This is a genomic window from Kosmotoga arenicorallina S304 (assembly GCF_001636545.1).
Taxonomy (GTDB): Bacteria; Thermotogota; Thermotogae; order Petrotogales; family Kosmotogaceae; genus Kosmotoga_B; species Kosmotoga_B arenicorallina.
The window spans coordinates 1-24370 of sequence record NZ_JFHK01000008.1; the positions used below are offsets into that span (position 1 = coordinate 1).

The 24370-nt window shown below is 43.0% G+C and carries 21 protein-coding genes and 2 rRNA genes; 11 read left to right on the plus strand and 12 right to left on the minus strand.

Annotated elements, in window-relative coordinates:
• The 8 genes from AT15_RS05905 to AT15_RS05940 all read right to left on the minus strand — a co-directional run.
• A 23S ribosomal RNA gene (locus AT15_RS05905) occupies positions 1 to 730 on the minus strand; the annotation flags it as partial.
• Positions 731 to 800: 70 nt separating this feature from the next.
• A 16S ribosomal RNA gene (locus AT15_RS05910) occupies positions 801 to 2338 on the minus strand.
• 292 nt (positions 2339 to 2630) lie between these two features.
• Positions 2631 to 3809 (minus strand): MFS transporter, encoded by a 1179-nt coding sequence (locus tag AT15_RS05915; RefSeq protein WP_068347406.1) that lies wholly within the window; start codon positions 3807 to 3809, stop codon positions 2631 to 2633.
• Between the two features lie 83 nt (positions 3810 to 3892).
• On the minus strand, positions 3893 to 4720 hold the full coding sequence (locus tag AT15_RS05920) for a MurR/RpiR family transcriptional regulator (protein WP_068347408.1): 828 nt from the start codon (positions 4718 to 4720) through the stop codon (positions 3893 to 3895).
• A gap of 3 nt (positions 4721 to 4723) precedes the next feature.
• On the minus strand, positions 4724 to 5929 hold the full coding sequence (locus AT15_RS05925) for a glycosyltransferase family protein (RefSeq protein ID WP_201029943.1): 1206 nt from the start codon (positions 5927 to 5929) through the stop codon (positions 4724 to 4726).
• A gap of 53 nt (positions 5930 to 5982) precedes the next feature.
• Positions 5983 to 6954, minus strand: a complete 972-nt coding sequence (locus tag AT15_RS05930; RefSeq protein WP_068347410.1) for a carbohydrate ABC transporter permease — start codon at positions 6952 to 6954, stop codon at positions 5983 to 5985.
• The gene (locus AT15_RS05935) at positions 6948 to 7832 is read right to left on the minus strand and encodes a carbohydrate ABC transporter permease (protein ID WP_068347412.1); all 885 of its coding nucleotides are present in this window, start codon (positions 7830 to 7832) and stop codon (positions 6948 to 6950) included. Before AT15_RS05935 ends, AT15_RS05930 begins: the two co-directional genes overlap by 7 nt.
• 55 nt (positions 7833 to 7887) lie before the next feature.
• The gene (locus tag AT15_RS05940; RefSeq protein ID WP_068347414.1) at positions 7888 to 9177 is read right to left on the minus strand and encodes an ABC transporter substrate-binding protein; all 1290 of its coding nucleotides are present in this window, start codon (positions 9175 to 9177) and stop codon (positions 7888 to 7890) included.
• A 310-nt stretch (positions 9178 to 9487) separates the two neighbouring features.
• Between AT15_RS05940 and AT15_RS05945 the strand changes: the two genes are divergently transcribed.
• The 9 genes from AT15_RS05945 to AT15_RS05985 all read left to right on the plus strand — a co-directional run bounded on the left by AT15_RS05945 (position 9488) and on the right by AT15_RS05985 (position 16676).
• Positions 9488 to 9865: a DUF2089 domain-containing protein gene (locus tag AT15_RS05945; RefSeq protein WP_068347416.1), complete on the plus strand. Its 378-nt coding sequence runs from the start codon at positions 9488 to 9490 to the stop codon at positions 9863 to 9865.
• 10 nt (positions 9866 to 9875) lie between these two features.
• Positions 9876 to 10238 (plus strand): hypothetical protein, encoded by a 363-nt coding sequence (locus tag AT15_RS05950; protein ID WP_068347418.1) that lies wholly within the window; start codon positions 9876 to 9878, stop codon positions 10236 to 10238.
• 14 nt (positions 10239 to 10252) lie between these two features.
• A complete protein-coding gene (locus tag AT15_RS05955) occupies positions 10253 to 11206 on the plus strand; it encodes a DUF4097 family beta strand repeat-containing protein (RefSeq protein ID WP_068347420.1) in 954 nt (317 codons plus the stop codon).
• Complete coding sequence (locus AT15_RS05960) at positions 11203 to 12159, plus strand: hypothetical protein (RefSeq protein ID WP_068347422.1); 957 nt, start codon at positions 11203 to 11205, stop codon at positions 12157 to 12159. Before AT15_RS05955 ends, AT15_RS05960 begins: the two co-directional genes overlap by 4 nt.
• A 117-nt stretch (positions 12160 to 12276) precedes the next feature.
• Entirely contained in the window at positions 12277 to 12801 is a 525-nt protein-coding gene (locus tag AT15_RS05965; RefSeq protein ID WP_068347424.1) for a cysteine hydrolase family protein, read from the plus strand.
• Positions 12798 to 14096 (plus strand): nicotinate phosphoribosyltransferase, encoded by a 1299-nt coding sequence (locus AT15_RS05970; protein ID WP_068347426.1) that lies wholly within the window; start codon positions 12798 to 12800, stop codon positions 14094 to 14096. Before AT15_RS05965 ends, AT15_RS05970 begins: the two co-directional genes overlap by 4 nt.
• A 15-nt stretch (positions 14097 to 14111) precedes the next feature.
• Positions 14112 to 14990 (plus strand): pyridoxal 5'-phosphate synthase lyase subunit PdxS, encoded by an 879-nt coding sequence (gene pdxS, locus AT15_RS05975; protein WP_068347428.1) that lies wholly within the window; start codon positions 14112 to 14114, stop codon positions 14988 to 14990.
• Between the two features lies 1 nt (position 14991).
• Positions 14992 to 15567: a pyridoxal 5'-phosphate synthase glutaminase subunit PdxT gene (gene pdxT / locus AT15_RS05980; protein WP_068347430.1), complete on the plus strand. Its 576-nt coding sequence runs from the start codon at positions 14992 to 14994 to the stop codon at positions 15565 to 15567.
• Between the two features lie 446 nt (positions 15568 to 16013).
• Positions 16014 to 16676 carry a class II glutamine amidotransferase gene (locus AT15_RS05985; RefSeq protein ID WP_068347432.1) on the plus strand — a complete coding sequence of 221 codons (663 nt, stop codon included), beginning with the start codon at positions 16014 to 16016 and terminating at the stop codon, positions 16674 to 16676.
• A gap of 8 nt (positions 16677 to 16684) precedes the next feature.
• On the opposite strand, the gene AT15_RS05990 is transcribed toward AT15_RS05985, so the two are convergent.
• Genes AT15_RS05990 through AT15_RS06000 form a run of 3 tightly spaced genes read right to left on the minus strand, consistent with a single transcriptional unit; the run spans position 16685 to position 19215 of the window.
• Entirely contained in the window at positions 16685 to 18298 is a 1614-nt protein-coding gene (locus tag AT15_RS05990; RefSeq protein WP_068347434.1) for a hypothetical protein, read from the minus strand.
• On the minus strand, positions 18276 to 18683 hold the full coding sequence (locus tag AT15_RS05995; protein ID WP_084251551.1) for a type II secretion system protein: 408 nt from the start codon (positions 18681 to 18683) through the stop codon (positions 18276 to 18278). The genes AT15_RS05990 and AT15_RS05995 overlap by 23 nt, the downstream gene beginning before the upstream one ends.
• Positions 18679 to 19215 carry a prepilin-type N-terminal cleavage/methylation domain-containing protein gene (locus tag AT15_RS06000; RefSeq protein WP_068347438.1) on the minus strand — a complete coding sequence of 179 codons (537 nt, stop codon included), beginning with the start codon at positions 19213 to 19215 and terminating at the stop codon, positions 18679 to 18681. The genes AT15_RS05995 and AT15_RS06000 overlap by 5 nt, the downstream gene beginning before the upstream one ends.
• A 652-nt stretch (positions 19216 to 19867) precedes the next feature.
• On the opposite strand from AT15_RS06000, the gene AT15_RS06005 reads away from it, so the two are divergent.
• Positions 19868 to 21265 (plus strand): MATE family efflux transporter, encoded by a 1398-nt coding sequence (locus AT15_RS06005; RefSeq protein WP_068347449.1) that lies wholly within the window; start codon positions 19868 to 19870, stop codon positions 21263 to 21265.
• Positions 21266 to 21409: 144 nt separating this feature from the next.
• Positions 21410 to 22426 (plus strand): 4Fe-4S dicluster domain-containing protein, encoded by a 1017-nt coding sequence (locus AT15_RS06010; protein ID WP_068347451.1) that lies wholly within the window; start codon positions 21410 to 21412, stop codon positions 22424 to 22426.
• Positions 22427 to 22429: 3 nt separating this feature from the next.
• On the opposite strand, the gene AT15_RS06015 is transcribed toward AT15_RS06010, so the two are convergent.
• Positions 22430 to 24259 carry an HD domain-containing phosphohydrolase gene (locus AT15_RS06015; protein WP_068347453.1) on the minus strand — a complete coding sequence of 610 codons (1830 nt, stop codon included), beginning with the start codon at positions 24257 to 24259 and terminating at the stop codon, positions 22430 to 22432.
• Positions 24260 to 24370 lie beyond the last annotated feature (111 nt).

The following is a 24370-nucleotide window of genomic DNA, read 5'->3' on the forward strand; positions in this document are numbered from 1 at the left end:
ATCGCAACTGACTCTCGCCCTCTTCAGACTCGGTTTCCCTTCGGCTTCGCCTCCCCCGGCTTAACCTCGCCAGCTACGATAACTCGCAGGCTCATTAATCAAAAGGCACGCGGTCACCCTCTCGGGCTCCCACTTCTTGTAGGCACACGGTTTCAGGTACTCTTTCACTCCCCTCCCGGGGTGCTTTTCACCTTTCCCTCACGGTACTGTTCCTCTATCGGTCAGCAGGGAGTCTTTAGCCTTGGAGGGTGGTCCCCCCTGATTCACGCGGGATTCCTCGTGCCCCGCGCTACTCGGGATCACTGCCCAGTGCCCTTCACGCCTTTCGCCTACGGGGCTTTCACCCTCTCCGGCAGGCCTTCCCAGACCTTTCAGCTAGACGCTACGGTACACCGGCGTATCTGTGGCTACGCCCAGCTGTGTCCCTCTACCCCGTACCAGCAACGCCCACAGACTTCTACACTGGCACGGTTTAGGCTCCTCCCCTTTCGCTCGCCACTACTCAGGGAATCTCTTTTGATTTCTCTTCCTCCGGTTACTGAGATGTTTCACTTCACCGGGTTCGCCTCGCACTTAGCGATGACTGGTATCTCTACCAGCCGGGTTCCCCCATTCGGGTATCCGCGGTTCAACGGTCGCTTGCACCTACCCGCGGCTTTTCGCAGCTTGCCACGCCCTTCTTCGCCTCCTGCTGCCCAGGCATCCCCCGTGTGCCCTTTGCACCTTTACCTTCTCCTATGCACTTTTCAATGACCTGAGGTATCGCTCAAAAATGGATAGCGGTCCGTCGTACTCCTTAGAAAGGAGGTGATCCAGCCCCACCTTCCGGTAGGGCTACCTTGTTACGACTTAGCCCCCCTCGCCAGTCCCACCTTAAACAGGGTCCCCCCTTTCGGTTAGGATCCCCGTCTTCAGGTGTTACCAACTCGGGTGGCTTGACGGGCGGTGTGTACAAGGCCCGGGAACGTATTCACCGCGGCATGGCTGATCCGCGATTACTAGCGATTCCGGCTTCATGCAGGCGGGTTGCAGCCTGCAATCCGAACTGAGAGATGGTTTCGGGTTCAGCTCAGCCTCGCGACCTCGCTTCCCTCTGTCCATCCCATTGTAGCGCGTGTGTCGCCCAGAACATAAGGGGCACGACACCTGACGTCATCCCCCCCTTCCTCCGCCTCGTCGGCGGCGGTCCTCTTAGAGTGCCCGGCCTAACCGCTGGCAACTAAGAGCAGGGGTTGCGCTCGTTGCGGGACTTAACCCAACACCTCACGGCACGAGCTGACGACGGCCGTGCACCACCTGTGCTGGCTCCTCTCAGAGAGAGGTCGTTCCCCTTTCGGTTCACTACCACCAGCATGTCAAGCCCTGGTAAGGTCCTTCGCTTAGCTTCGAATTAAACCACACGCTCCACCGCTTGTGCGGGCCCCCGTCAATTCCTTTGAGTTTCACCCTTGCGGGCGTACTCCCCAGGCGGCTCACTTATCGCGTTAGCTTCAGCACGGAGTCCTCTACGAACCCCACACCTAGTGAGCATCGTTTAGGGCTAGGACTACCGGGGTATCTAATCCCGTTCGCTCCCCTAGCTTTCGAGCCTCAGCGTCAGGTCCGGCCCAGGAGACCGTCTTCACCACCGGCGTCCCAGCTGATATCTAAGGATTTTACCCCTACACCAGCTGTTCCGTCTCCCTCTACCGTCCTCAAGCCTGCCAGTTTCGACCGCAGGACCGGAGTTGAGCTCCGGTTTTTCACAGCCGACTTAACAGGCCGCCTACGCTCCCTTTACGCCCAGTGATTCCGGGCAACGCTCGCCCCCTACGTATTACCGCGGCTGCTGGCACGTAGTTAGCCGGGGCTTTCTAGTAAGGTACCGTCCCCCTCCACAGCTTTCCACTCTGTGAAGTATTCGTCCCTTACCACAGCGGTTTACGACCCGAAGGCCTTCTTCCCGCACGCGGCGTCGCTGGTTCAGGCTTTCGCCCATTGACCAAAATTCCGCACTGCTGCCTCCCGTAGGAGTAGGACCCGTGTCTCAGTGTCCTTGTGGCCGGCCACGCTCTCACGCCGGCTATCCGTCGTCGCCTTGGTGAGCCTTTACCTCACCAACTAGCTGATGGTCCGCGGGCCGCTCCCGTGACGACGCTTTTGCGCCTTTCCCCTCTCGGGCTTATGCGGTATTAGCTACCCTTTCGAGTAGTTATCCCCCATCACAGGATACGTTCCCACGTGTTACTCACCCGTTCGCCACTCCTATCACCCCCCGAAGGGGGCTTCGGCGTTCGACTTGCATGTGTCAAGCACGCCGCCAGCGTTCGCCCTGAGCCAGGATCAAACCCTCCATCCATGGCTCTTCTCTCACTATCTATTGACTGGGACCGCTATCCATTTTTCAATGACCCTCTTCTTCCCTTTGCCAGCTCACTTCGCGCCGGCAGTTCCTATATTACCATCACTCCCTCTCACTGTCAAGTTACGAATTCCTTTCTACTCCCTTGGCAATCTGTGAATTCATTTGCACCATGTCAAACAAACGAATGAATAAGGACTTTTTATTTGGAAAATGAAACCTGTAGTATCCTGATGAATTTAACCTTATTAGTTATAACTTCGATTACTGCTAAAAAGCGAGCTTCAACTTAATTGAAAAGCTGCCTTGTTTGCTTTCCACGCTCATAGAGGCGATAAATGGCAAAGGCAATAAGCGCATTCAGTGCGTAGAAAAATGTGCTAATAAGAAACAGCCTGGAATAGCCTATAATCGAAGCTCCTACAATCTGACCGAAAAACATTGCTGCAATTGCTCTCAATGAATTATTCAATAACCCGTTGACCCCGGATATTGTAGAGAGTTTCTCCCGTGGTAATCTGGAGAAAACCACAGAGTTCATTATGGGAACTGTTATATTCATGAAGACAAACCTGAAGGCATAAAGACCCGTAAAAGCAAAAGGCTCTCTAACATAAGCGAGAGAAAAAATCAATGGCACAACCAGCAACTGCATTAAAAAAGCAAATTTCAAAGGCCCAAACTTTTTGCCTAATTTGTGTGAGAAAATCGCGCCAGCGGCCGTACCAATCTGCGCAATAGAAAGTGATATACCAATCATTGTTGCGGAAAGCCCGAAAAGGTCTTTGAAAATCAAATTTCCAAAGTGGATGAATAGCCCTGCACCAAATCCAACAGTTGCATTGGCTCCAAAGTAAAGCAGAAGTATTTTCCATTGAGATTTGTCCAATCCGTTGAAATTGAATATTTCTTTGATAGAGCTCTTGAAGTCGATAAATTTGATAAAGGACACCGGGACTATCGAAAGCAGATATAGCACCATTGAAATTACAATTGTTCCTTTTAAGCCAATCAAATCGCCAAAAAGCCCACCAAGAAAATTTCCAAAAACCCCTGCTCCCATTGAGATCCCAAAATTCGCACCGAAAATTTTTGCTCTGTTTCCATGATCCGTTGTCATTGTTAAGGCAGCCGTGATTACAGTGAAGCCAATTGAAAAGAACCCTCCTCTGAAAAAAGAGAGCGTAAGCAACGCTGTTTTGGGAATTTGAAGTATCATAAGAATACCAGTTACAGGCACAAGAAATGAAGCCAGCGCAATAATCTTCTTCTTTCCTGTTCTATCTGCGAGTATCCCGATTGCAAGCCCAAGCAGCGCCGAACCCCATAAAGAAGCGGAGGTAACTGATCCGATAAAATCATTGGAGAACCCCTGTTCCCTGAGAAAGAGGTTGAACACCACCCGGAACATAGAGCCACCAACGCCCGTTACAGCTGTATATAAGACTAGTAAATGTGCAGCTTTCATAAAGCACCCCGATAGTTAGATATGCTAACCATATTTTAGCATCAAAAAACCGGGGAAGCATCCCCGGTTTATGATTCTTTTGATTAATAGCGTTTAGGTTTCAAAATTTCTTCAAGGCGGTTGAAATGTTTTTTCACCGTAGAACCAAGCTCCGAAACCACACATTTATACAATATGTCAAGCACCAGAAGCTCGCCTATTCTGCTCAGAGTGAATTCACTCTTTGAGGGTTCTTTCGTGGCAGTATAAAGCACTATATCTGCTGTTTCCACGATAGGCGAATTCATTCCAGAGGTGATAACAATTGTCGAAGCGCCAGCTTCTTTTGCAATTTGAAGAGATTTTATCGTGTCTCTAATGGTACCTGTATGCGATATTCCAACCACAAGGTCTTTTTCACCCAGCCCGGAGGCCACCATAACCTGAGTATGAGGATCAATATAACACTCAGTTGGTATACCCAGAAGGGCAAAATTCAAGCTGGCACTCTCTGCAACTACCGCTGAGCGGCCTACTCCAAAAAAGAGAACCCTTCTTGCGTTGGTGATCATCTTTACTGTCTTCTTGAGCTCATCGAGATTGAGTATTTGAAGGGTTTCCTCAGCAATATGGATGTTGTCTTGAAGAATGCTTTTCACAAACCCTTCAAAGTCATTTGAAACTTCCTCGTAAATGCTTTCCTGAGGAACGCTAAGTTCACGCGCAAGAGCTATTTTGAAACTTTGATACCCGCTAAACCCGAGCTTTTTCACAAGCCGGTATACAGTTGCCTCACTGGAACCTGAAAAATGTGCCAGTTCTGTTATCGTGTAATGAATTACATCATCCGCACGGGTGATAATATAGTTGGCTACTTTCTTTTCAGAAGTGCCCAATGAATCGTAAAGCCCTTTAAGCTTTGGAATTATCAATACTTACCACTCCCTTATAAACTCACCCTTCCTGCTGAGGAACAACTCCATCATATCTTTTATCTTCTCTTCGGCTTCATTGGTGGAAAGATCAAGGGTTTTTTCGACAAAATCTGCAACTCTTCCAAAATATGCTGGTATTAATATTGAAATTATCGATTCCCTCAGCTCTCTCTTTCTAAACAGACCCGCGAGTTTGTATATGAGCGTTACCCAATTTTCTTCATTTAGCTTGCCGTTATCCTTTATTCTTTCATATATATTATAAACATCATCAGGTAGTATCTCCTTCGCAAGATCAAGGTTATCTTCAATCCCTGATTTTGTCTTTGCTACAAGATTTTTAAGGTCGACCTCAAGGGGTTCAGGCATGACTTCGGGTATATCACCGTAAATATCTGTTTTTTCAATCGTTGTGGTTTTCATCCAGCTTTCGCTGTATTCTTCAACCAATGAAAAAAGTGTGCCTACAACCTGGCTGAACATTGGTCCTAAATGCTTACCCGGGTCTTTCACATCGTGAATTTTTGCTCCAAGAGCGGCTTGCATCGGTTTATGCTGTGATTCATTTATGGCGGTTGTAGTCATCCATATGTCTATACCAAACTTCGCAACATCGCTTTCCCAGACTTCTTTTGGCTTACTCATGTATATATCTACCATTTCCAATCCGACGCCAAAGTCACCGCCAATAGGCTGGCGAATTTCAATACCGTATAGGGCTGATGTTAGCGGATAGCATATGTTATTTGTTATCGTGCCATCATATTTGTGCCTAACATAATATGGGGTGATGTAGGAAGTTTTCCCCTGAATTATCGGCTTTCCCAGCCTTTCAAGCCACCAGGGCTGGACGCTCCTGAGATCGGAATCCAGGAATATGGTAACCGGGGCTCTCAAAGCGGCAGAGATTTCCATCACAGACCTCATTGCACTTCCCTTTCCAGGTATACCGATATATTGAAAAGCGATCTTTGGTATGCTGCCCGTGTCAGTTTCCATAAAGGCTTCCATGGTTTTATCGCTTGAACCTCCGTCAGAATTGATAATCAAGCCTTTTCCACCAAAGAATTCCTCTATGCCTTTTGCCGCAACTTTAGCAACGTGTCCAATTGTCTCGGCATTGTTATAGCTGGGTATCCCTACTACAACAGTAATATCTTTAAAAGCGCTTAGTTTACTTTGTGTTTCTTTGGGTACAGCAAACATATTATCTCCTCCTACATGTATCCAAGGTTTTGGTTATATGTATTTCTATCTACCTATTCCTTAACTCCTCCAACGGTGAGTCCGCCTGTGAGGTATTTTTCCATTATCGTAAACATTATTATCACTGGAAGTGCTGTCATGACAGACGCCGCCATCATTTTACCCCAAATAGCATGTGCTGAATTGAACAACTCGTTGAGCCCTATGGGAAGAGTATAGTATTCGGGATAAGGACGGGCGAATATCGATACAAAAAGGAACTCGTTCCAGCCTATCATGAAGGCGTATATATAGACTGTAATAATAGCCGGAAGCGATAGGGGAACTACTACTTTAAAGATTGTTTGAAGCCTGCTACATCCATCTATTATCGCAGCTTCTTCAATTGAATAGGGTATCGTTCTAAAATAATTACCGAGCATATATAGAGAAACAGGCAAGGTCTGTACAACATATATTATTATAAGGGCTATATACGCTCTTGTTCCCGAACCGAAGAGCCCCAATTTGACGAATATCTGATAAAGGGGAACGGCAAGTATTGTACCGCCAAAAAGGTACACGACCAGAACGCTTCTCTGAACCACGCCTCTACCTTTATATTCAAGCCTGCTGAAAGAATAGGCACCAAAAATAGCTATGATAAGGCTTATAAGTGCCGAGATTCCGGCCAGAAAGAGGCTATTTTTGAAAAACCTCAGGAAGGGGAAGGTTTCTTTTTTCCTTTGCGCTGTTATCTCCGCAAGAAAGGCTTCCTGCTGTTCAGGGGGCAAATCTTTTATTAGTTCCATCATTTGCTGTTCTTCCTGCGATAGCTCTTCTCTTATGGATTTTACCAGGCCGAGCAGTTCGCCATATTGCCTGAGCGTTGGCCGTTCAGGGATGATACCTTTCTCGAAAGCATCAGTGTCATAGCGAAAAGAAATGGATAACATCCATGCAAAAGGATAAGCCACAAAAACAACAAGCATCAACACTAATATGTAAAAGCCAATTTTCTTGGCAATATTTTTCTTTCTCACCATTTCAACACCTTCTTCACATAGAAGCCTATAAGAGCCATCATACCCACAAAGAGGATGGTAGCAATAGCTGCTGCGACTCCTTGCTCGGGAACACCAAGAAACGCCTTTTCATAAATATATAATGGCAAAGTTCCCGCGAATTTTGACATTAAGTAAACCTCGTCAAACTTGTAAAAATTCCAGATGCCTCTTAACAATGCGACAGAACCAATTACGAAGTACAATTCTGGCAAGGTAATGCTCCTGAATTTCTGCCAGGCATTCGCGCCGTCGATCTCTGCTGCTTCATAAAGAGTTTTCGAAATAGATTGAAGCCTTGAAAGGATCATCAAATATACGAAAGGAAAATTTCGCCAGATGTTGAAGATAGTAACAACCCAAAAAGCATTGTTTGGGTTGTTTATCAAATCAACGCCAGGATCCACTATACCTATCGTTGAAAGTAATCTTATCAAAGGACCATCGATTGGAAGAAAAACATATCGCCAGGCAAAGACAATGGCTATTAAAGGGGTTATATAAGGAAGCAACAACATCGCCCTGACAAGGGTTCGACCTATAAACTTCCTGTTCATCATTAAAGCTACAACAAGTCCAACAAGGATACTCCCAACTACTGTCAGCAAAGTAAAGGCAAGGGTTTTGCTAAAAGATATCCAGAAATCCGAGTCAGTTAATACATCCACATAATTTTGAAAGCCAACAAAAACATTTGGCTTTCCAGGGCTAATCGAAACATCATAGAAGCTGAGATAGATATTGTAAATCACCGGATAGATAATCAAGGCTGCGATTATTAAGATTGTGGGTATTATCAATTTCCAGCCGAGATTTCTTTCTTTGATTTTAAGTGTGCTTACCTTGACCGATTGCGTCATCAGACACCTCCAAAAAACCGGCGGCAGAAAGCCGCCGGAGGTTGATCAAGAAAAATTATTTGCCAAGGAGTTTTTCGGTTTCTGCCTGAGCCCAAGCTGCTGTTTTTTCTGGTGTCCAGTCATTTGCAAACATGAGATTAATTGCTTTTCCGATGATGAAAGCACCAGAAATTTTGCTCATTTCAGTAAGAACATGCCCTTCATAGAAGTCAAATCTTTCGACATTTTCGAGAGCGGCAATTATCTCCTGAATCTTTTCGCTTCCATATCTTTCAAGGACAGGATTTTCAAGGAATTTTGGATCAGCGGCGATGGATTTTCTTGTTGGATTCATTCCGCCAGGAGCCATGTGGAGCCAGTAAATGTAATTACTTCCGGTCATCAAGAACTCAATGAATTTCTTGGCTTCGATTCTGTTTTTGGTTTCGGTTGTGATTCCAAGGGCTACAACCTGTCCATAAGAAGTAGGTCTTGTGTTTGTCATGTAGTTGGCAAATCCTGTGTTTTCAACAAGTTTAGGATCGTACTTGTCTATTCTTCCTCTCTGAACTTCTTCAACAGCAATATCATCCATAATATAGGTGGAATAGAAAATCATCGGAGCTTCCCCTGAAAGGTATCCTTTTAAAGCATCAAGAACAGTTGTGAAGCCGGGTTTGGAGTATTTTCCAAGCTCCTTGTAGAATGCAAAGGCTTCTATCATTTCAGGGGTATTGAACATAATGTTGCCATTGAGGTCAATCGGCCTTGCACCGTTTGCAAGTGCAACTTCTGTGAAGACCTGTTCGGCGTAAGCATCATCTTTCTTGGGAAGAATAATACCGTATACACCGTTATCTGGATCGTGCAATTCCTTTGCTGCTTTCAGAATGCTGTCCCAGGTAAGAGGTGCTTCAAGTCCTTTGGCTTCGAGCATATCTTTTCTATACCAGATACCCTGCACCCACGCATGGAAAGGTACAGCAAAAAAGCCGCCTTTCCCGTTAGAAAGCAATCTTGATGCACCGGTATAGATGTCGCCAAATTCGTTGATTATATCCGTGGCAAGTTTTTCCTCAAGGAGACCCTCACTGCCAAGAAGGAGCATTGGCTCAATTCCGCCTTCGATAACATCTGGAAGGGTTCCAGAGGCTTTCGCGATGGGAATCTGCCTAAGAAGATCATTTTCTTCCACAGGAACTACTTCAACTTCGACACCATATCTTACCTTAAATAATGTAGCAAGTGTCCTGATCCTCTGAAGTCTGTTGCTCTCAGTCTCTGTCGTCCAGAATGTAATTTTGGCTGTAAAGGCTATGCTGGCGACAAGAAGAAGCATAAGAGCTACTACAAGCAGTTTTTTCATATAATCTACCTCCCCTTTGAAGGCCTTTAGGCCCAAGATAAGAAGAATATTTTCACCATATTATAAAATATGAAGATTATTTTCACCATTCCTTTTGTACACGATTATTTCCAACCAATTTGCAAGAAGAGGGGTTATTCTAAAAAATCTCAGGTATCCTTCCAATTTTGAGGCATTTTGCTACAAAATTGATTTTTTTGAATTTGAATGGATAATTTTTAATTTCAAATAAAAATTATTAAACTTATCCTTGACATTTATGAACATAAGAGAGTATAATGAAAATACAAGGTCTTAAGGAGGTGTTTATATGAAGGAGAAGAGAATTACCAACTGCCCCGTTTGTGGCGAGAAACTCGTTATAACAGAATATCACTGTGATAGCTGTGGAACTACTATTAAAGGCAGGTTTGAACTCGATGAAATAATGAAGCTTTCGCCTGATCAACTCTATTTTTTGAAAATTTTTATCAAGAACCGTGGCAATCTTTCAGAAGTTCAGAAGGAATTGAATATTTCATATCCCACTGCAAAAAACAGACTCGAGGATATAGTGCGCTCGATGGGTTTTGAAGTGTTAGAAGATGAGAAAGAGGAAACCGTAAATATTCTCGAAAAATTGGAGGCTGGGGAGTTAAATCCCGGAGAAGCCCTTGAAATGCTAAAAAGAATTAAAAAGAGAAAGTGAGGTGCTCTTAATGAATAGAGAAGAAATCTTGAAGATCCTGAGGTTGGTTTATGACCACAAGATCAATCCCGAAGACGGTTATAACCTCATAAAGGAAATTGTGGAGGAGGCTGAGCCCGAATACAGAACAAAGGGAAAGAAGCTGAGTATTCTCGTATTGGATAAATTCACCGGCGAGAAAAAAGCGAATATAGTAATTCCAGCGAATCTCGCTTCCTTTGCATCAAGATTTTTGAAAAACAAGAATATACGGGCAAATGGTGTTGATCTTGATATTGATCTTGACGAAATGGTAAAGGAAGTCATGAAAACATCCGATCCAATTGAAATTGACACTGAAGACGTAAAAGTTATTATCAGAATGATTAGCTGAGAGGGGGATAAGAAATGATTAAAGAGTTCACATATGACCTTTCAGAAATTAAGAGACTGAAAATCACAGCAGCTTCGTCTGACATCAAAGTAAAGTCGACTCTTGAAAAGCAGATGAAAGTGATAGTCGAAACCGACAAAAAGGACTATGAACCAGTTGTTGAAAAGCACGGGCCCTCATTTGAATTGAAGCTTTCTAAGAAAGGAGGGCAATGGGGCTTTCTGAATATTTTCAAAAGCGAAGATGCTGAAAGTGCCACAATATTCGTACCTGAAAGCATAGCTCGCTTAAATATCGGTAACGCTTCAGGAGATATGGATATTGCTGATTTCGATCTTGAATATTTGAAAGTTTCTTCCGCATCAGGCGATATAAGAATTGTTAACACGGCTTCCGACCAAATAGAAGTTAATGTTGTGAGCGGCGATATAATTCTCAGATCGTCCAACTTCAACGATGGTTCTTTCAAAAGCGTATCAGGAGATATAAGTGTTGGGATTTTGCCTGCAGACAAAAGGAATGTGAAAATCTCGACAGTTAGTGGTGACGCAATTTTTGCTTACAGCGATGTTCCATCGCTTGCTGTTTATTTCTCAAGCGTTAGCGGCGAAATGAATTCAGAATTTGCTATGAAAAGCGAAGGGAAATATTACCATACGGAAGATGAAAGTCCATCTGAAAAAATACATTGTTCAAGCGTTTCCGGCGATCTGGTGCTCAAAGTTTCCAGTTCGACAGAAACGATAAAAGAGCCTCTGAAACGTAAAGAGGAAGTCATTATAGACGATAAGAAATTAGATGAAGAAACAGAGAAAACTTTACGCCTTTTTGAAGAAGGGAAATTGACCGAAGAGTATACAAGGCAGATCCTGGAAATCATTGGTTACACGGCTGAGGAAATAGACAAATTGTTATCGCAGGAAAACACCAAAAATGCAGAAGAAAGTAAGGGTGGTGAGCAGGTGTGAAAATTGGCGCGATAATTGCTATCTTCATTGGAATAGTCATCATACTATCGGGAATCAGCTCAATTGCAATATCTTTCTGGTTTGTAGTTCAGTTGATATTTGCCGCACTATTTTTGAACAGCGGCGTGAAGGTTTTCAAGTACCCCAGTGGCGAACATCTTGGGAGCTTGATTTTTTCAGGCATATTGATAATAGACGCCTTTGGTATCTGGGGAGTAGATTGGGGCTTCTGGGAGCTTTTCCTGGCGATGATAGGTTCTTACCTTGTTGGCTGGGGACTCATGTCAATATTCGGAAATTCAAAATTCATGAGGAGAACCCCAAAAAGCTCCAGACAGAACCTATCGATATCAAGGCCTCTTGAAGCAGATGAATACAATGTGGACATCGATGCCAATTTGACAAAAGTCTTGCTTCTGGACACTCAGAGAGACAAAGGTATAGATGCGACGCTCAGTTTTGACAAAAAGAGTTTTTCAGGTAGCCTGAACTACAACAAAGAAAGAAACAGCGCTGTTTTGAAAGCAAAATGCAAAGCCAAAGCTGGCGTATCAAGCGTTTTGACAAAATCGAGGATAAACGTGGAATTGAACAGTTCCCCCGTTGTCAGGTTTAACGCTACCCTTGATGGCGTTGATGCTGTGCTTGATTTTTCTAATATAAAGCTGGACAATGCTTCGATAAGATCTAATATTTCACGCTTATCCGTTGTGCCCTCGAAATTAAGGGATTCAAGAATTGATATTGACTGTGAAATCACGTCCCTTAATCTCAGAGTTCCAAGGGAAGTCGGAGTTATTATAGTCCATCAGGGCGAGCTTAACTGGAGCAGCTTCGATGAGTTGGTTTACAGGGAAAATGGCTATGTCTCAAGAAATATTGAGACAGCAAAGAAAGTATGCCAGTTATTCATTAAATCAGAGATGTCAAAGCTTTCCATCGACTGGATATAATATTCCTTCACAAAAGAAAGAAAAATGTGCGAGGAGCCTTGAGCTCCTCGTTTTTCTGGTGTCTTCTTCCGTTGAAGGTATTGATTTTCTGAGTTAGAATCATATAGGGGTGGTGGAATGAAAGCACTGTTAATTGTCGATATCCAGAATGATTTTGTGAAACCCACAGGCACTCTATATTCCAATGGTGTAGAGGGCATAATACCGAACATTCTTTCATTGGTTGAAATGTTTAAAAAAGAAGGAGTTCCCATCATAACGACCATGGACTGGCATAAGGTGCACGATCCGGAGTTCGAAAAATGGCCGCCCCACTGCGTTGAAAAAACCGAGGGCGCTGCTCTTATAATGGAGTTGGACGATTCTCTGAAAAACTATGAAAAGCACTATACAATAAAAAAGCGAAAATACAGCGCATTTTTCGACACGAACTTCGAAGGGCTCTTGAAGAGCCTGAACATTGAAGAAATCCACGTTGTTGGAGTGGCCACAAATATCTGTGTCCTCTTTACGGTTGAAGAACTGTGTAACAGGGAGTACAAAGTTGTTGTTCATGAAAAGGGAACTGCTTCGTATGATGAAAAACTGCACAGATTCGCTTTGAGAGAAATGAAAGAAGTTCTGGGAGTTGAAATTTTATGAGAAAAAGGTTAGACCCAAGGGTTTTTAAGGTACCCATTGACAAGATAAGAACCGGTTATTACTCAGACAAATATTTCACACGCTATGTAACAGTTCTCAAGCGCGCCAACAAGTCAACCAGAGTATTGTATCAGTATTTCCCGAGAAGTGACGCAGTGGTTGTGGGAATTGATGAAGCCCTGGCAATTTTAAGGTTTGGAACAGGTTATTATAGTGATGAAGCCCGTGCGGATGAATTGTTCAACGAGATTTTGAAGATAGAGAGATCTATCCAGTTTGCAGCGTGGGAAATGGATAGAAAATCCCTTATGGATCTATCTGAAAAAAAGTGGGCATTGAAAATGCAGCTGAACAGCTTGTGGGTGGATAAATGGGAAGAAATAGAGGTTAAGGCCCTTTACGACGGCGATGAGGCCAGGAACATGGAGCCTGTGATGACTATTGAAGGCGACCCACGGTATTTTGGATATCTTGAAACGGTCTTACTGGGAGTGCTTGCACGCGCTTCATCAACCGCGACAGCTGTAAGAAAAGTGGTAAAGGCTTCCAAAGGCAAACCGATTTTATTTTTCAGCGCGCGCTTTGATCACTTCTGGACTCAAGCCATTGATGGTTATGCTGCTTTAAAAGCCGGAGCTTTCGGGGTTTCTACCGACGCCAACGCTGATTATTGGGGAGTTGAAAGCCTTGGAACGATTCCCCATGCACTGATCGCGGCATATAACGGCAGCACAGAAGACGCAGCTGTTGCCTTTGACGAGCATATAAAACCTTCTGTTAACCGAATTGTGCTTGTCGATTGGGATAATGATGTTATAAACACAACTTATAAAGTAATAGGAAAATTCTTTGAAAGGGCTACGGGCGAAAAATTCATTCTCGGGACAAGTGATCCATCAATAGTCATAGGCCCGGGAAAGGGAAAAATCTGGGGAGTAAGGTTCGATACTTCAGGGAGTCTGCGCGACCGCTCGGTGACCCCCAAAGACTCTTCATCTCTGGGAGTTTGCCCGGAACTCGTCTGGATTGCAAGAAAAGAATTCGACAAGCACGGGATGCAAGGATTGAAAATAGTCGTAAGCGGAGGCTTTGATGCCAATAAGATAGAGCTCTTTGAAAAACTTGAAGTACCAGCAGATGTCTACGGGGTAGGCTCAAAGCTATTGAAAGACAAAGTTGATTTTACCGCTGATATTGTCGAAGTAAATGGTAAACCCTGTGCTAAATATGGAAGGGCAAAGGGAGATTTTTCAAGATTGGAGATAGTGGAAAAGGATTATTGGGAATATGAATAAAGTGAGGTGTCTAAAATGGAAAAGAAAGGTACATGGGCAGTAAAAAAGGGTTTTGCGGAAATGTTCAAAAATGGCGTGATCATGGACGTGACGACTCCTGAGCAGGCGAAAATCGCCCAGGAAGCCGGTGCGGTTGCCGTTATGGCATTGGAGAGAGTCCCTGCTGACATAAGGAAAGAAGGCGGAGTGGCAAGGATGGCAGACATTCGCCTTATCAAGAGCATTATGGAAGCAGTATCAATTCCCGTAATGGCGAAAGTAAGAATAGGCCATATCGCTGAAGCGAGAATCCTTGAGGCCGTGGGTGTTGACTTTATCGACGAATCAGAGGTGCTCACACCAGCAGACGACAGGTATCATGTAGACAAGCACCAGTTCACCGTTCCCTTTGTCTGTGGCGCCAGAAATCTGGGAGAAGCGGTTAGAAGAATCGCTGAGGGAGCAGCCATGATAAGAACAAAGGGTGAAGCAGGAACAGGAAATATAATCGAAGCGGTTAAACACATGAGAACAGTGAACGAAGAGATTAGAAAAGTCAAGCTCATGTCAGATGAAGAGCTCGTCCATTACGGTAAGGAAATTGGAGCGCCTGTTGAAATCTTGAAGCAGGTTAGAGAATTGGGAAGGCTCCCGGTTGTCAATTTCGCCGCTGGCGGGGTTGCAACACCTGCTGATGCTGCTCTCATGATGATACTTGGCGCTGACGGTGTGTTCGTAGGTTCGGGTATCTTTAAATCCAAAGATCCCAGAAAAATGGGCAAAGCCATCGTGGAATCTGTTCTCCATTGGGATGACCCAAAAATACTCGCAAAGATAAGCGAAGATATAGGGCAACCCATGGAAGGCAAAGATATTGAAGAACTTGAAGTGAAACTTCAGGAGAGGGGCTGGTAATTTGAAAATCGGGGTTCTCGGTATTCAAGGCGATATTCAGGAACATCTAAGGATGATTGAAAGGCTCGGACATGAAGTCATCTGGGTCAAAAGGCCAGAACAATTGGAGAAAATTTCAGGCCTTATAATGCCCGGAGGCGAATCTACTACCATGATAAAGCTTATGAAAAGGTTCGAAGTCTGGGAACCCCTTTATCAGATGCTTCAAAACGGCTTCCCTGTTTATGGCACCTGCGCGGGGCTTGTCCTGCTGGCCTATGAGATAGAGAATTATCCCGATCAAGATTCATTAAAGGCTCTCCCGGTAAGAGTAGAACGAAACGGCTATGGACGACAGGTAGACAGTTTTGAAGTAGAGCTCGAAATACCGGCTATTGGAGCCAACTCTTTCAATGCGGTATTCATAAGGGCTCCAATAATCGTTGATTGGGATAAATCGGTTGAGGTGCTATCAATCTATAAAAATGCACCAGTACTTGTAAGATACGGCAACATACTCGCATCTTCATTTCACCCTGAATTAACTGACGATGTGAGAATACATAGATACTTTATAGATGAAGTTATTAAAGAATAATAAGAGATTCGAGAAACCGAGAGCCGAGAAGGCGAGAAAAAGCATGACGTTTGCGAGGTTGCCAGCTGGTGGAGCGACGCTCAAATACTGAGGCTTGCGGACGCCGTATCCGGCTTTGTCGGGGCTGTGCTGAGCTGCGCTCAGGCTATGCGTGACTCCGTCACGGCTATGCGCAACTACGTTGCGGCTTGAAAACGAAAACCGGATACCGAGAGGACGAGAATGGGACGGGAATCCGAGATCCCGAGAATGGAGCGAGCCCCGAGAGAACTTCTAAGCACCAGCAGAGCTGGTCGTGGCAACTCCGAAGGAGTTCATAACACTGGCGTAGCCAGTCATACCCACGCGCAGCATGCTTAGCCGCTGCAAAGCAGCTCTCGGTTTCTCGGATTCTCGGGTTTCGTTCCATTCTCGGCTCTCGTTATCTATGAAAAGGGGGGATAGTGATGTGCAGGATGCTTGCTGTTAAATCAGAAACTCTTACAGATCCAGGACTGTATTTTCTGGCATTAAAAAGAATGGCAGAAAAGGGATTGAGAAGTCCGCATGGCGATGGCTTTGGTTTTGCTTATTCTACCGGAAATGAATATGGCGTTTTCAAAAGCTTAAAACACATATGGGATTATGCACCCCCCTTTATGGAAATAAATCTGGGAATTTTTCATGCCAGAAAAGCCTCACCGGGATATGCCTTAAATCTGCATCATGTGCATCCCTTTGTCTCGGAAATCTGCCCAAAAACGTGGCTGTTCGCACATAACGGGACAATACATGGTATAAAGACTGAAGGAATTATTGATTCACAATATTTCTTCAAAATAATTCTTGAAGAGCTGATGAACAATTCACCGGAAAGCGCGCTGCTCGAAGCGGCAAAAAAAATCGAAAATGAAAGAAAATTCAGTTCCCTAACTTGCATTTTGAGCGATCTTGAAAACATCTGGGTTATGAAATACTGTGCAGAAGACACCGATAAGCTACATACACTCTTCTACATGGAGCAGGAGGATGTGAAGATAATATCCAGCGAACCTATCGACAGGTACGTTGATGGCGGGAATATCAAGAATCTCAGAGAGCTAAACAACCGCGAAGTTATAAAAATCTGATAGAACATTTACCACGTCATCATTCCAATTATTCTCCGTGAAGAATTGAGAGAATCAAGGCTTTGTGAAGGGTCAATATATCCCGCAACGGCAACGATTGACTTCAAGGCATCCGTTGTATAATGATCTTTGTCGAAAGTATAAGAGGTCAAAGCTCCGAAAGCAAATAGCTGAGGTGAGTGTCCTTTACCCTTTACGGCGTTTTGAATATCGGGAAAAGCCACATCTCCGCCTTTTCCACCATCTTTTAAGGAAAGCAGGTTTCCCATTATTGTTTTATTTCCATGCGTTCTTCTGGAATTTCCAAATAGTATCTTGAGATCCCCTCCAACAGCGGCAAGGGAAAGTACATCTTCCCAGCTTCCATTTAGCATATCGCTGATCAGTGATATGGAAACATTTTTTGTTTTATTTGCAACTAGTGAACCGCCTTTTCCGTTGTTGACGTAATCAACCAGATAGTTATATGAAATGTTGGTATTAATGTACACATCACCATACACAGCTATATTGTATTTTCCTGTTACCGGGCTAATTTTATGTGGGTCGTCTCCTATAATGGCATCTCCCATCACTTTGATATTTATCATGTTCTCAGAAACTGCTGATGAAGGAACGGTAAAGGCTTTGGGCCCATACTCAATTCTCAAGCCATCTGTATCAAAAAAGACATTAAATTCCGGCGAAGGATCTCCATCAGGGGCTGTTATGATAAACGTCACATCGGGATCAAAAGAAGGCACATTATGGTTTTCGTCAAGGGTAATTTCAATTGAGGAAGCTGGAAAAGTATCAAGGTATTCCTGTTTCCATTTCTGATAAATAGTATATGGATCTTCAGAGATATGATGATACCAGCCAGGATAAAGCTCTTCGACATTTTCTATGCTAACAGACTTTGCAGTTAACGTTCCAGTAATAATTTCCCCGGGTGTACTGGAGTCAGTGAGAAGGATATTGACATCATCCAAAATAATCGCTTTTCCATAAATCAAGTCCCCCACTATCTTCGGATTTCTTTTTCCGCCGCCTACTTTTCTCATCACCGAAAATATTCTATCTGATGCCGCGAACCTAACCGCAGGTAAATAAACATCAATCACATCCGCAACAAGGCCTGCCCCCGCTTTGCTTACGGGTTCTCCTGATTCACTATCCTTCAGTGTAGCTGTTACAAGATACTTGTTTCCAATTTCATAAGCATACACATCAAAGGCGTATTTCCCGTTTCCAAGTGCCGGGTCATTACTTAATGCGTTAATATAACTACTCAGATCTATGCACGGAGTCTCTGGCGTTAATTGGTTTAGATATTGCACCCAGTAGTAAGTTTCAATCCCTGAGCGGTTGCCGATTTTCTGCTTGAAATACTCTATGCCATCCCAGGTAGATGACAGTTCCAGGGAATTGTTTTCAACCAGGATATACCCAGCTGCCTCTATGGCATTTTCAAGGATGGTCTGCTTCTCTGAAACTATTTTGAAGCTATTCAGCTCATTTGCAGTTCTATTCAATTGAGTGCCAACTGCCAAAAGGATAAGGGTGCCAAAAATGAGCAAAATCATGGTTAGTGGAAGAGCAAATCCTTTATTTCTTGGCTTAAAGTGATGATATGAAAACATATCCCATCACTTCCTTGTTAGTGGCTTTGTCCATAATTGCCACAGTAAATCTGTACAGATCGCTATATCCCTGAACACCATCATAGCTCAATGAACTAATTTCAAAACTATCAAATCCCGATAAGGGTAAATAGTGCTCATTTAAATTGCTTTTCAAAGAAATCATGAAATCATCAATATCATCATTTCCGATAAGATCGCGAAGGCGCGAGTTATGCCTTAAATGGTTTTCAACGAGCTTCATAACTGCCTCTATTTCTGAGGTTCGCGAAATACTCGTTGAAAGCTCTTTGTATTTAAGAGCCAGGAATATACCTGAAGATATGAAGATTGAAAGGATGGCTAAAACCAATAGCACTTCGATCAACGAGAATCCCCTTTTAATAGAACCTCACCGCCCCTTCTGTATGCTTTTGTGCTATGGGTAACGAAGAAGGGCTGTAATAAGTAAGTGTTGCATCGTATTTTATATAATCCGTATCAGGTATAAGACTCACGCTAAAGGAATCTATATTGTTTGCAATAATGGAATTGATAAGAGCGCCGGAATCATCTTTTGGCAAAATATAAATTAATGCCCTGCTCTCTGAATCATATGTAATAGTGGAGACAGCTGTTACCCAGCCCGTCTGGTTATTTGCAGGTATATTTGATATCAACGTAATTGAGCTTTCAGAAGGTGCTTGAAGATCCGAGATTTCCGAAATTGTCGCAACCAAAGTCCATTGGCGTGAAATGATATTTTGAATTGAAGTATGAAGTTTTACAATTTCTGAATCGAGTTCCATTGAAGCTTTAAGCTGATTTGACATTTTAAAAGACAAATTAGAAACCACCACAACAGAAAGCAGAACAATGCTCGAAACAGCCATTGCAACAAGTACTTCTGTAAGTGAAAATCCCCTCCTTCTTTCCATGATATCACCTCTATAATAACCGCTTCGTCCATTATTCGATTTAATTTATTAATATGATAGCTCGTATTATTTTCAATGCAATTATCGTTCTGTTATTTTTTAGGAGCAGTTGCATTTTAAAAGCTACAGGCATAATCCACATTTCATTTTTTATACAATTTTTAGAAATGTTTTTTTAGAATAGTGATTTTATGCGTTTATTCTGGAAATCAAAGGCATTCAGCTTACAGTTGAAATTCAAAGGTGATTGACGTAAAATTGTTAGGAATCCGAACATTGTTTGAACCGGCTGTGTATAGAACCGAGAGCTGATATTCGTTGTAGGTTGTTGGTTGTAGGTTGTACGTAGCTTGAAAAGCCGAGAACCGAAAGGGCGAGAATGGAACGAGAACCGAGAGAATCCGAGAACTGATGGAAATAATTGACGTACAACGAACAACGCACAACGTACAACGATTTTCTTGTTTCTCGAATCTCGAGTCTCGGATCTCGGAGAGAACTTCTAAACACCAGCAGAGCTGGTCGTGGCAACTCCGAAGGAGTTCATAACACTGGCATAGCCAGTCATAGCCACGCGCAGCGTGCTTAGCAGCTGCAAAGCAGCTCCCGGTTTCTTGAATCTCGGTTTCTCGATTAACAGTTGAGGTGCTATATGAAATACAGTTTATTGAAATCATATTTAAAGCATGATGAAGCTTCTGATATAAGAAAAAGGCTATTTGCCATAGCACTTCCCGCAATTGGAGAAAATGTTCTTCAAATGTTGCTGGGCATTGCGGATACAGCCTTTCTCGGTCATTATGACTGGCGGGCTATTGGTGGCGTGGGCACAGCCAACCAGATAATTTTTATTCTTCAAGCAGTATTGGTGGCTATTTCGATGGGTACAATGGTATTTATTTCGAATAGTCTTGGTGCTAATAACAAGAAAAAGGTTAATTCCATTGCCTGGCAGGCTGTTTATCTCTCCACGGCAACAGGCCTGGGACTTGCTTTATTATCCGTTTTTTCAGGTAATTTTATTGATATCTTTTTCCCTTCCGCTGAGGAAGCGATCAAGCAGATTGGTGCAGATTACCTGAAAATAGTCCTGGCAGGTATTCCCGGCTTGAGCTTCATGGTTATAATCGCTTCCGCACTTCGGGGAGCGGGAGATACCCGTTCGCCTATGTATGCAGCAATGATAGCCAATGGTTTGAATGTATTTCTTGATTACAGCTTGATTTTTGGAAAATTTGGCTTTCCTGAGCTCGGTGCAAAAGGTGCGGCTTATGCCACAGTTACTTCAAGAGCAGTGGCTTCAGTTATTTTACTTATACTGCTATACACCAACAAAAGAATAGGCATGACGAAAAAGCCTGTCAAGAGCTCATGGAAAAGTGTGAAAGAAGTCTTCTCCATTGGCCTTCCCACGGCCTTTGAAAATTTTTCATTTTCCTTTGGTATTCTGATATTTGCTAATATCCTTTTAATGGCTGGTTCAGAAGCTTATGCAGCTCACAGAATAGGGATTAATGTTGAATCTATTTCTTTCATGCCTGCCTGGGGAATCAATGTAGCAGTTATGGCTCTCGTCGGTTACTTCAACGGCTCAGGTGATTTGAAAAAAGTCATCGGAACAGCAAGACAGGGCTGGCTTGTGGGTTTGGGATTTGGAACTGTTATAGGGGCTTTTATCTTCCTCTGGCCTGAGGGTTTTATCAGGATATTCACCTCGGAAAAGTCAATAATTGAAATTGCAGTGCTTCCTGTGAAGTTAATCGGTCTATTCCAGATTGTGCTTGCAACGGATTTTGTTGCCACAGGCGCGCTCAGAGGAGTGGGAGACACCAAATTTCCCATGTTTGCTTCTATGACAGCAATGTGGTTTATAAGGATACCACTGGGATTTGTGCTGGTAAAATACTTCAACCTTGGGCTTCTCGGTGCATGGACAGGCATGATGGCGGATATGGCTTACAGGATGTCTTTAAAAGTTCTTAGATTTCTCTCAGGAGCATGGGAGAAGCGCGCTAAAAAGGTTAGGGAAGAGGCTGCTTATAATGAATAGCATTGTGGTATTGTTCAATTCACCGATATCACTTCAACGTTCTTTTGGGAAATCAATGAAAGATAAGGTATTATCTGTATAACATGATTCAGGATTATCTGCTCATCATCTATTGGAAGATAATTTTGAAAGTGTGGTGGTTTTTTGAAACGTTATGACGAGAGAGATACCATGTTCGCCAGAATGGTCTACAAAAAGGGTTCAAAAGCCTATGAAGACTATTACGCTAGAAACCATGAAAAAAAGGCTATTGACGATGAGCTACGGGATATGCCCGAACTCTGTTCACCAGAAACCCCGACATACGATCCCGTAGATGCAAAAATTCCAGATGCTAACTTCAAATTTCTCGCTGATATAAGACAGCTCGCTGAGGGCGAGAAAAATGGAAACAAAACACCTATAGAAGCAGAAAATATCAGCGAAAGGCTAAAAAAGCTCGCACTTTATTATGGTGCAAAGCATGCGGGAATTGCCAAAATGCAAGAATACCACTATTACAGCCACAGAGGCAGATTGCCGGAGCATTATGGAGAAAAGGTAACAGATCTGCTCCCATACGGTATAGCATTCACCGTAGAAATGAAAAGGGAAGGGGTTGATAAAGCGCCGCTATTGCCAGAAATAATAGAAAGCTCAAGGGCATATGTAGAAGCTGCTGTTATAGGAATGCAGCTGGCCTATTTTATCCGAGAGCTTGGGTATGGAGCCAGGGTTCATATGGACGGCAATTATCTAATCATAGCACCTCTGGTAGCCAGAGATGCGGGCATAGGCGTTATCGGACGCCATGGGCTTCTTATAACACCTAAATATGGCACTTCTGTAAGAATAGGCGTTGTTACAACAGATATGCCTCTCGTTCCAGACCAGAAGCTTGATATACAAATTGAAAAGTTTTGCGAAATTTGTGGGCTTTGTGCCTCCACCTGCCCTGGAAGGGCTATACCAGAAGGCCCTCGCCAGGAAATCGATGGCATCCTCAAATGGCAAGTCAATCAGGAAAAGTGCTATGGATTCTGGCGAAAGGTAGGCACTGACTGCGGGATTTGTATGAAAAGCTGCCCCTTTGGAAAAAGCATTGAACTCTTAGATCTTCTTAAACCAAAATTCATTGAAAACCCTTCGAAATTGTTTAAAGAACACTTAAATAGGGAATAGCAATCAGGAAGCACCATTAAAAATTTTAATTCCTTCAAAGGCTTTTGGCTCTTTGCCTGTATCCCTTAACTTTTCATAGATGATTTTAACTTCGTCAAAAGACTCCATAAACGCGTCAAATACAAGGGGATCGAAATGCGAACCACGGCCGCTATGCATTATTTTTAGAGACTTTTCTAAAGAGTAAGCGGGTTTATAAGAGCGCTTTGAAGTCAATGCGTCGAAAACATCAACGACCGCTGTGATCCTTCCTGCAAGAGGAATTTCTTCGCCTTTCAGCCCACGCGGGTAGCCGCTGCCATCCCATTTTTCATGGTGCCCCATAATTATTTCTTTGGCTGTTTTTAAGAAATCTATGCCTATATTACCTTTCAAACTTTCATTCATGTTGTCTATGATTTTTTCGCCAATGGTCACATGCGTTTTCATGATTTCAAATTCATCTGCCGTAAGTCTACCAGGTTTTAAGAGTATATGATCTGGAATTCCGACTTTCCCAATATCATGTGCCGGACTGAACCAAAGCATTTCACGAACGAATTTTGGTGAAATATTTCTGTTTTTTGATGCGAGTTTCGAGGCAATCAAATGAGAATAAAGTGAAACTCTCGTTAAGTGTTTCCCCGTTTCATTGTCCTTTTTCTCTACGAGGTCAGCAAAGGCTCTTGTAGCTTTTGCAATGAGTTCCTGATTTATGTAAGAAGAGAACGAAATTCCTTTGATGAGGTTTGCAAACCGTGTTACCTGTAGCGCTTCTTTTTCTGAAAAAGCATCTTTTTTCATACTGTTCACGAAGAAAAATCCTATACAGCTTCCTTTCATAAAAACTGGCACTGTAATGCTCGATTTCATACCTTCTTTTAAAAGTAATTCTGTTGGTTTTGACTTGTGAACATTATTATAGTAGTATTCAAGGTCATTTATTATCCTATTTTGCTTGCTATCAAGAAGCTTTTGGAGAGATGTTTTTTCAATATTCGTAGTAAAGCCCTCTTTGAGATGCGTTTCCCGAGCTTTTGACACTGCTGTCTCTGCTATGACGTTTTTGAAGCTATCTAAAAAAGCAAAAGCAGCGCGATCCACATTCATATGTTTATTGAGAGTTTCAAATATCTTCGGCATGATATCTTCAAGCGTTCCCGCCTCCTCCAGGCTTAGAACTTCTTGATTGAATTGGATTTCTTTTATTGTTTCTCTCAAAACAGCAAAGACAGCTTGAGCCTCACTTATGGGAGGCGGAAGACTAAGTTCTACAGCAAAACCGTTAATAGATGAATCCAAAACCTCCGTGTTTTTAATGATGTAGTTTGTAAATCTCATGAAGTCCTTTCCAATTATTAGGACGCCAATTCCAATAGAAACAAATACCACAAGTACAATTTTGAGTGAAACCGAACTCAATTTGGATAAAAATTGTTCCTTGGAGCTAATCCATTCCTGAACCCTATTTTCAATCTTGTAAAGCTCGGGGGGAACTTTAGAATATTCACTGTTTGCTTTTACAAATGAAAGTATCGTTTCGGATGGAAAAGGGATTGAGAAATCTGCAAGGGATTTCTCAGTGGTTTTGAGTTCTTTTTCAAGGTTGTGGCTGATTGCAATGTATTCCCGTGTTTCAAATGCTTTTTCTCCATAATCATGATATAGTGAATGTAGCATCTCCACTTTTTCAAGCACAGAATTGTTTTGGACTATCTTCTCAAGCAATTTTTCATCGCTTCTTAATTTCATTCCCAAAAAATCTACAAATAAGATCAATACCACAACAGAAACGATAGAAATGATTATAAAATAAAAAACGATTTTGATGTTCATTTTAACGCTTCGCTTCATAAAAACATACACCTTCTGCCTTTGATATGTATGTGGTCAAATAAAATTGACCCCCCAGGGCCATAGAAAATTGACCCGTTACCCCCCGGAAAAAAAGACCTTCTTGAGCGA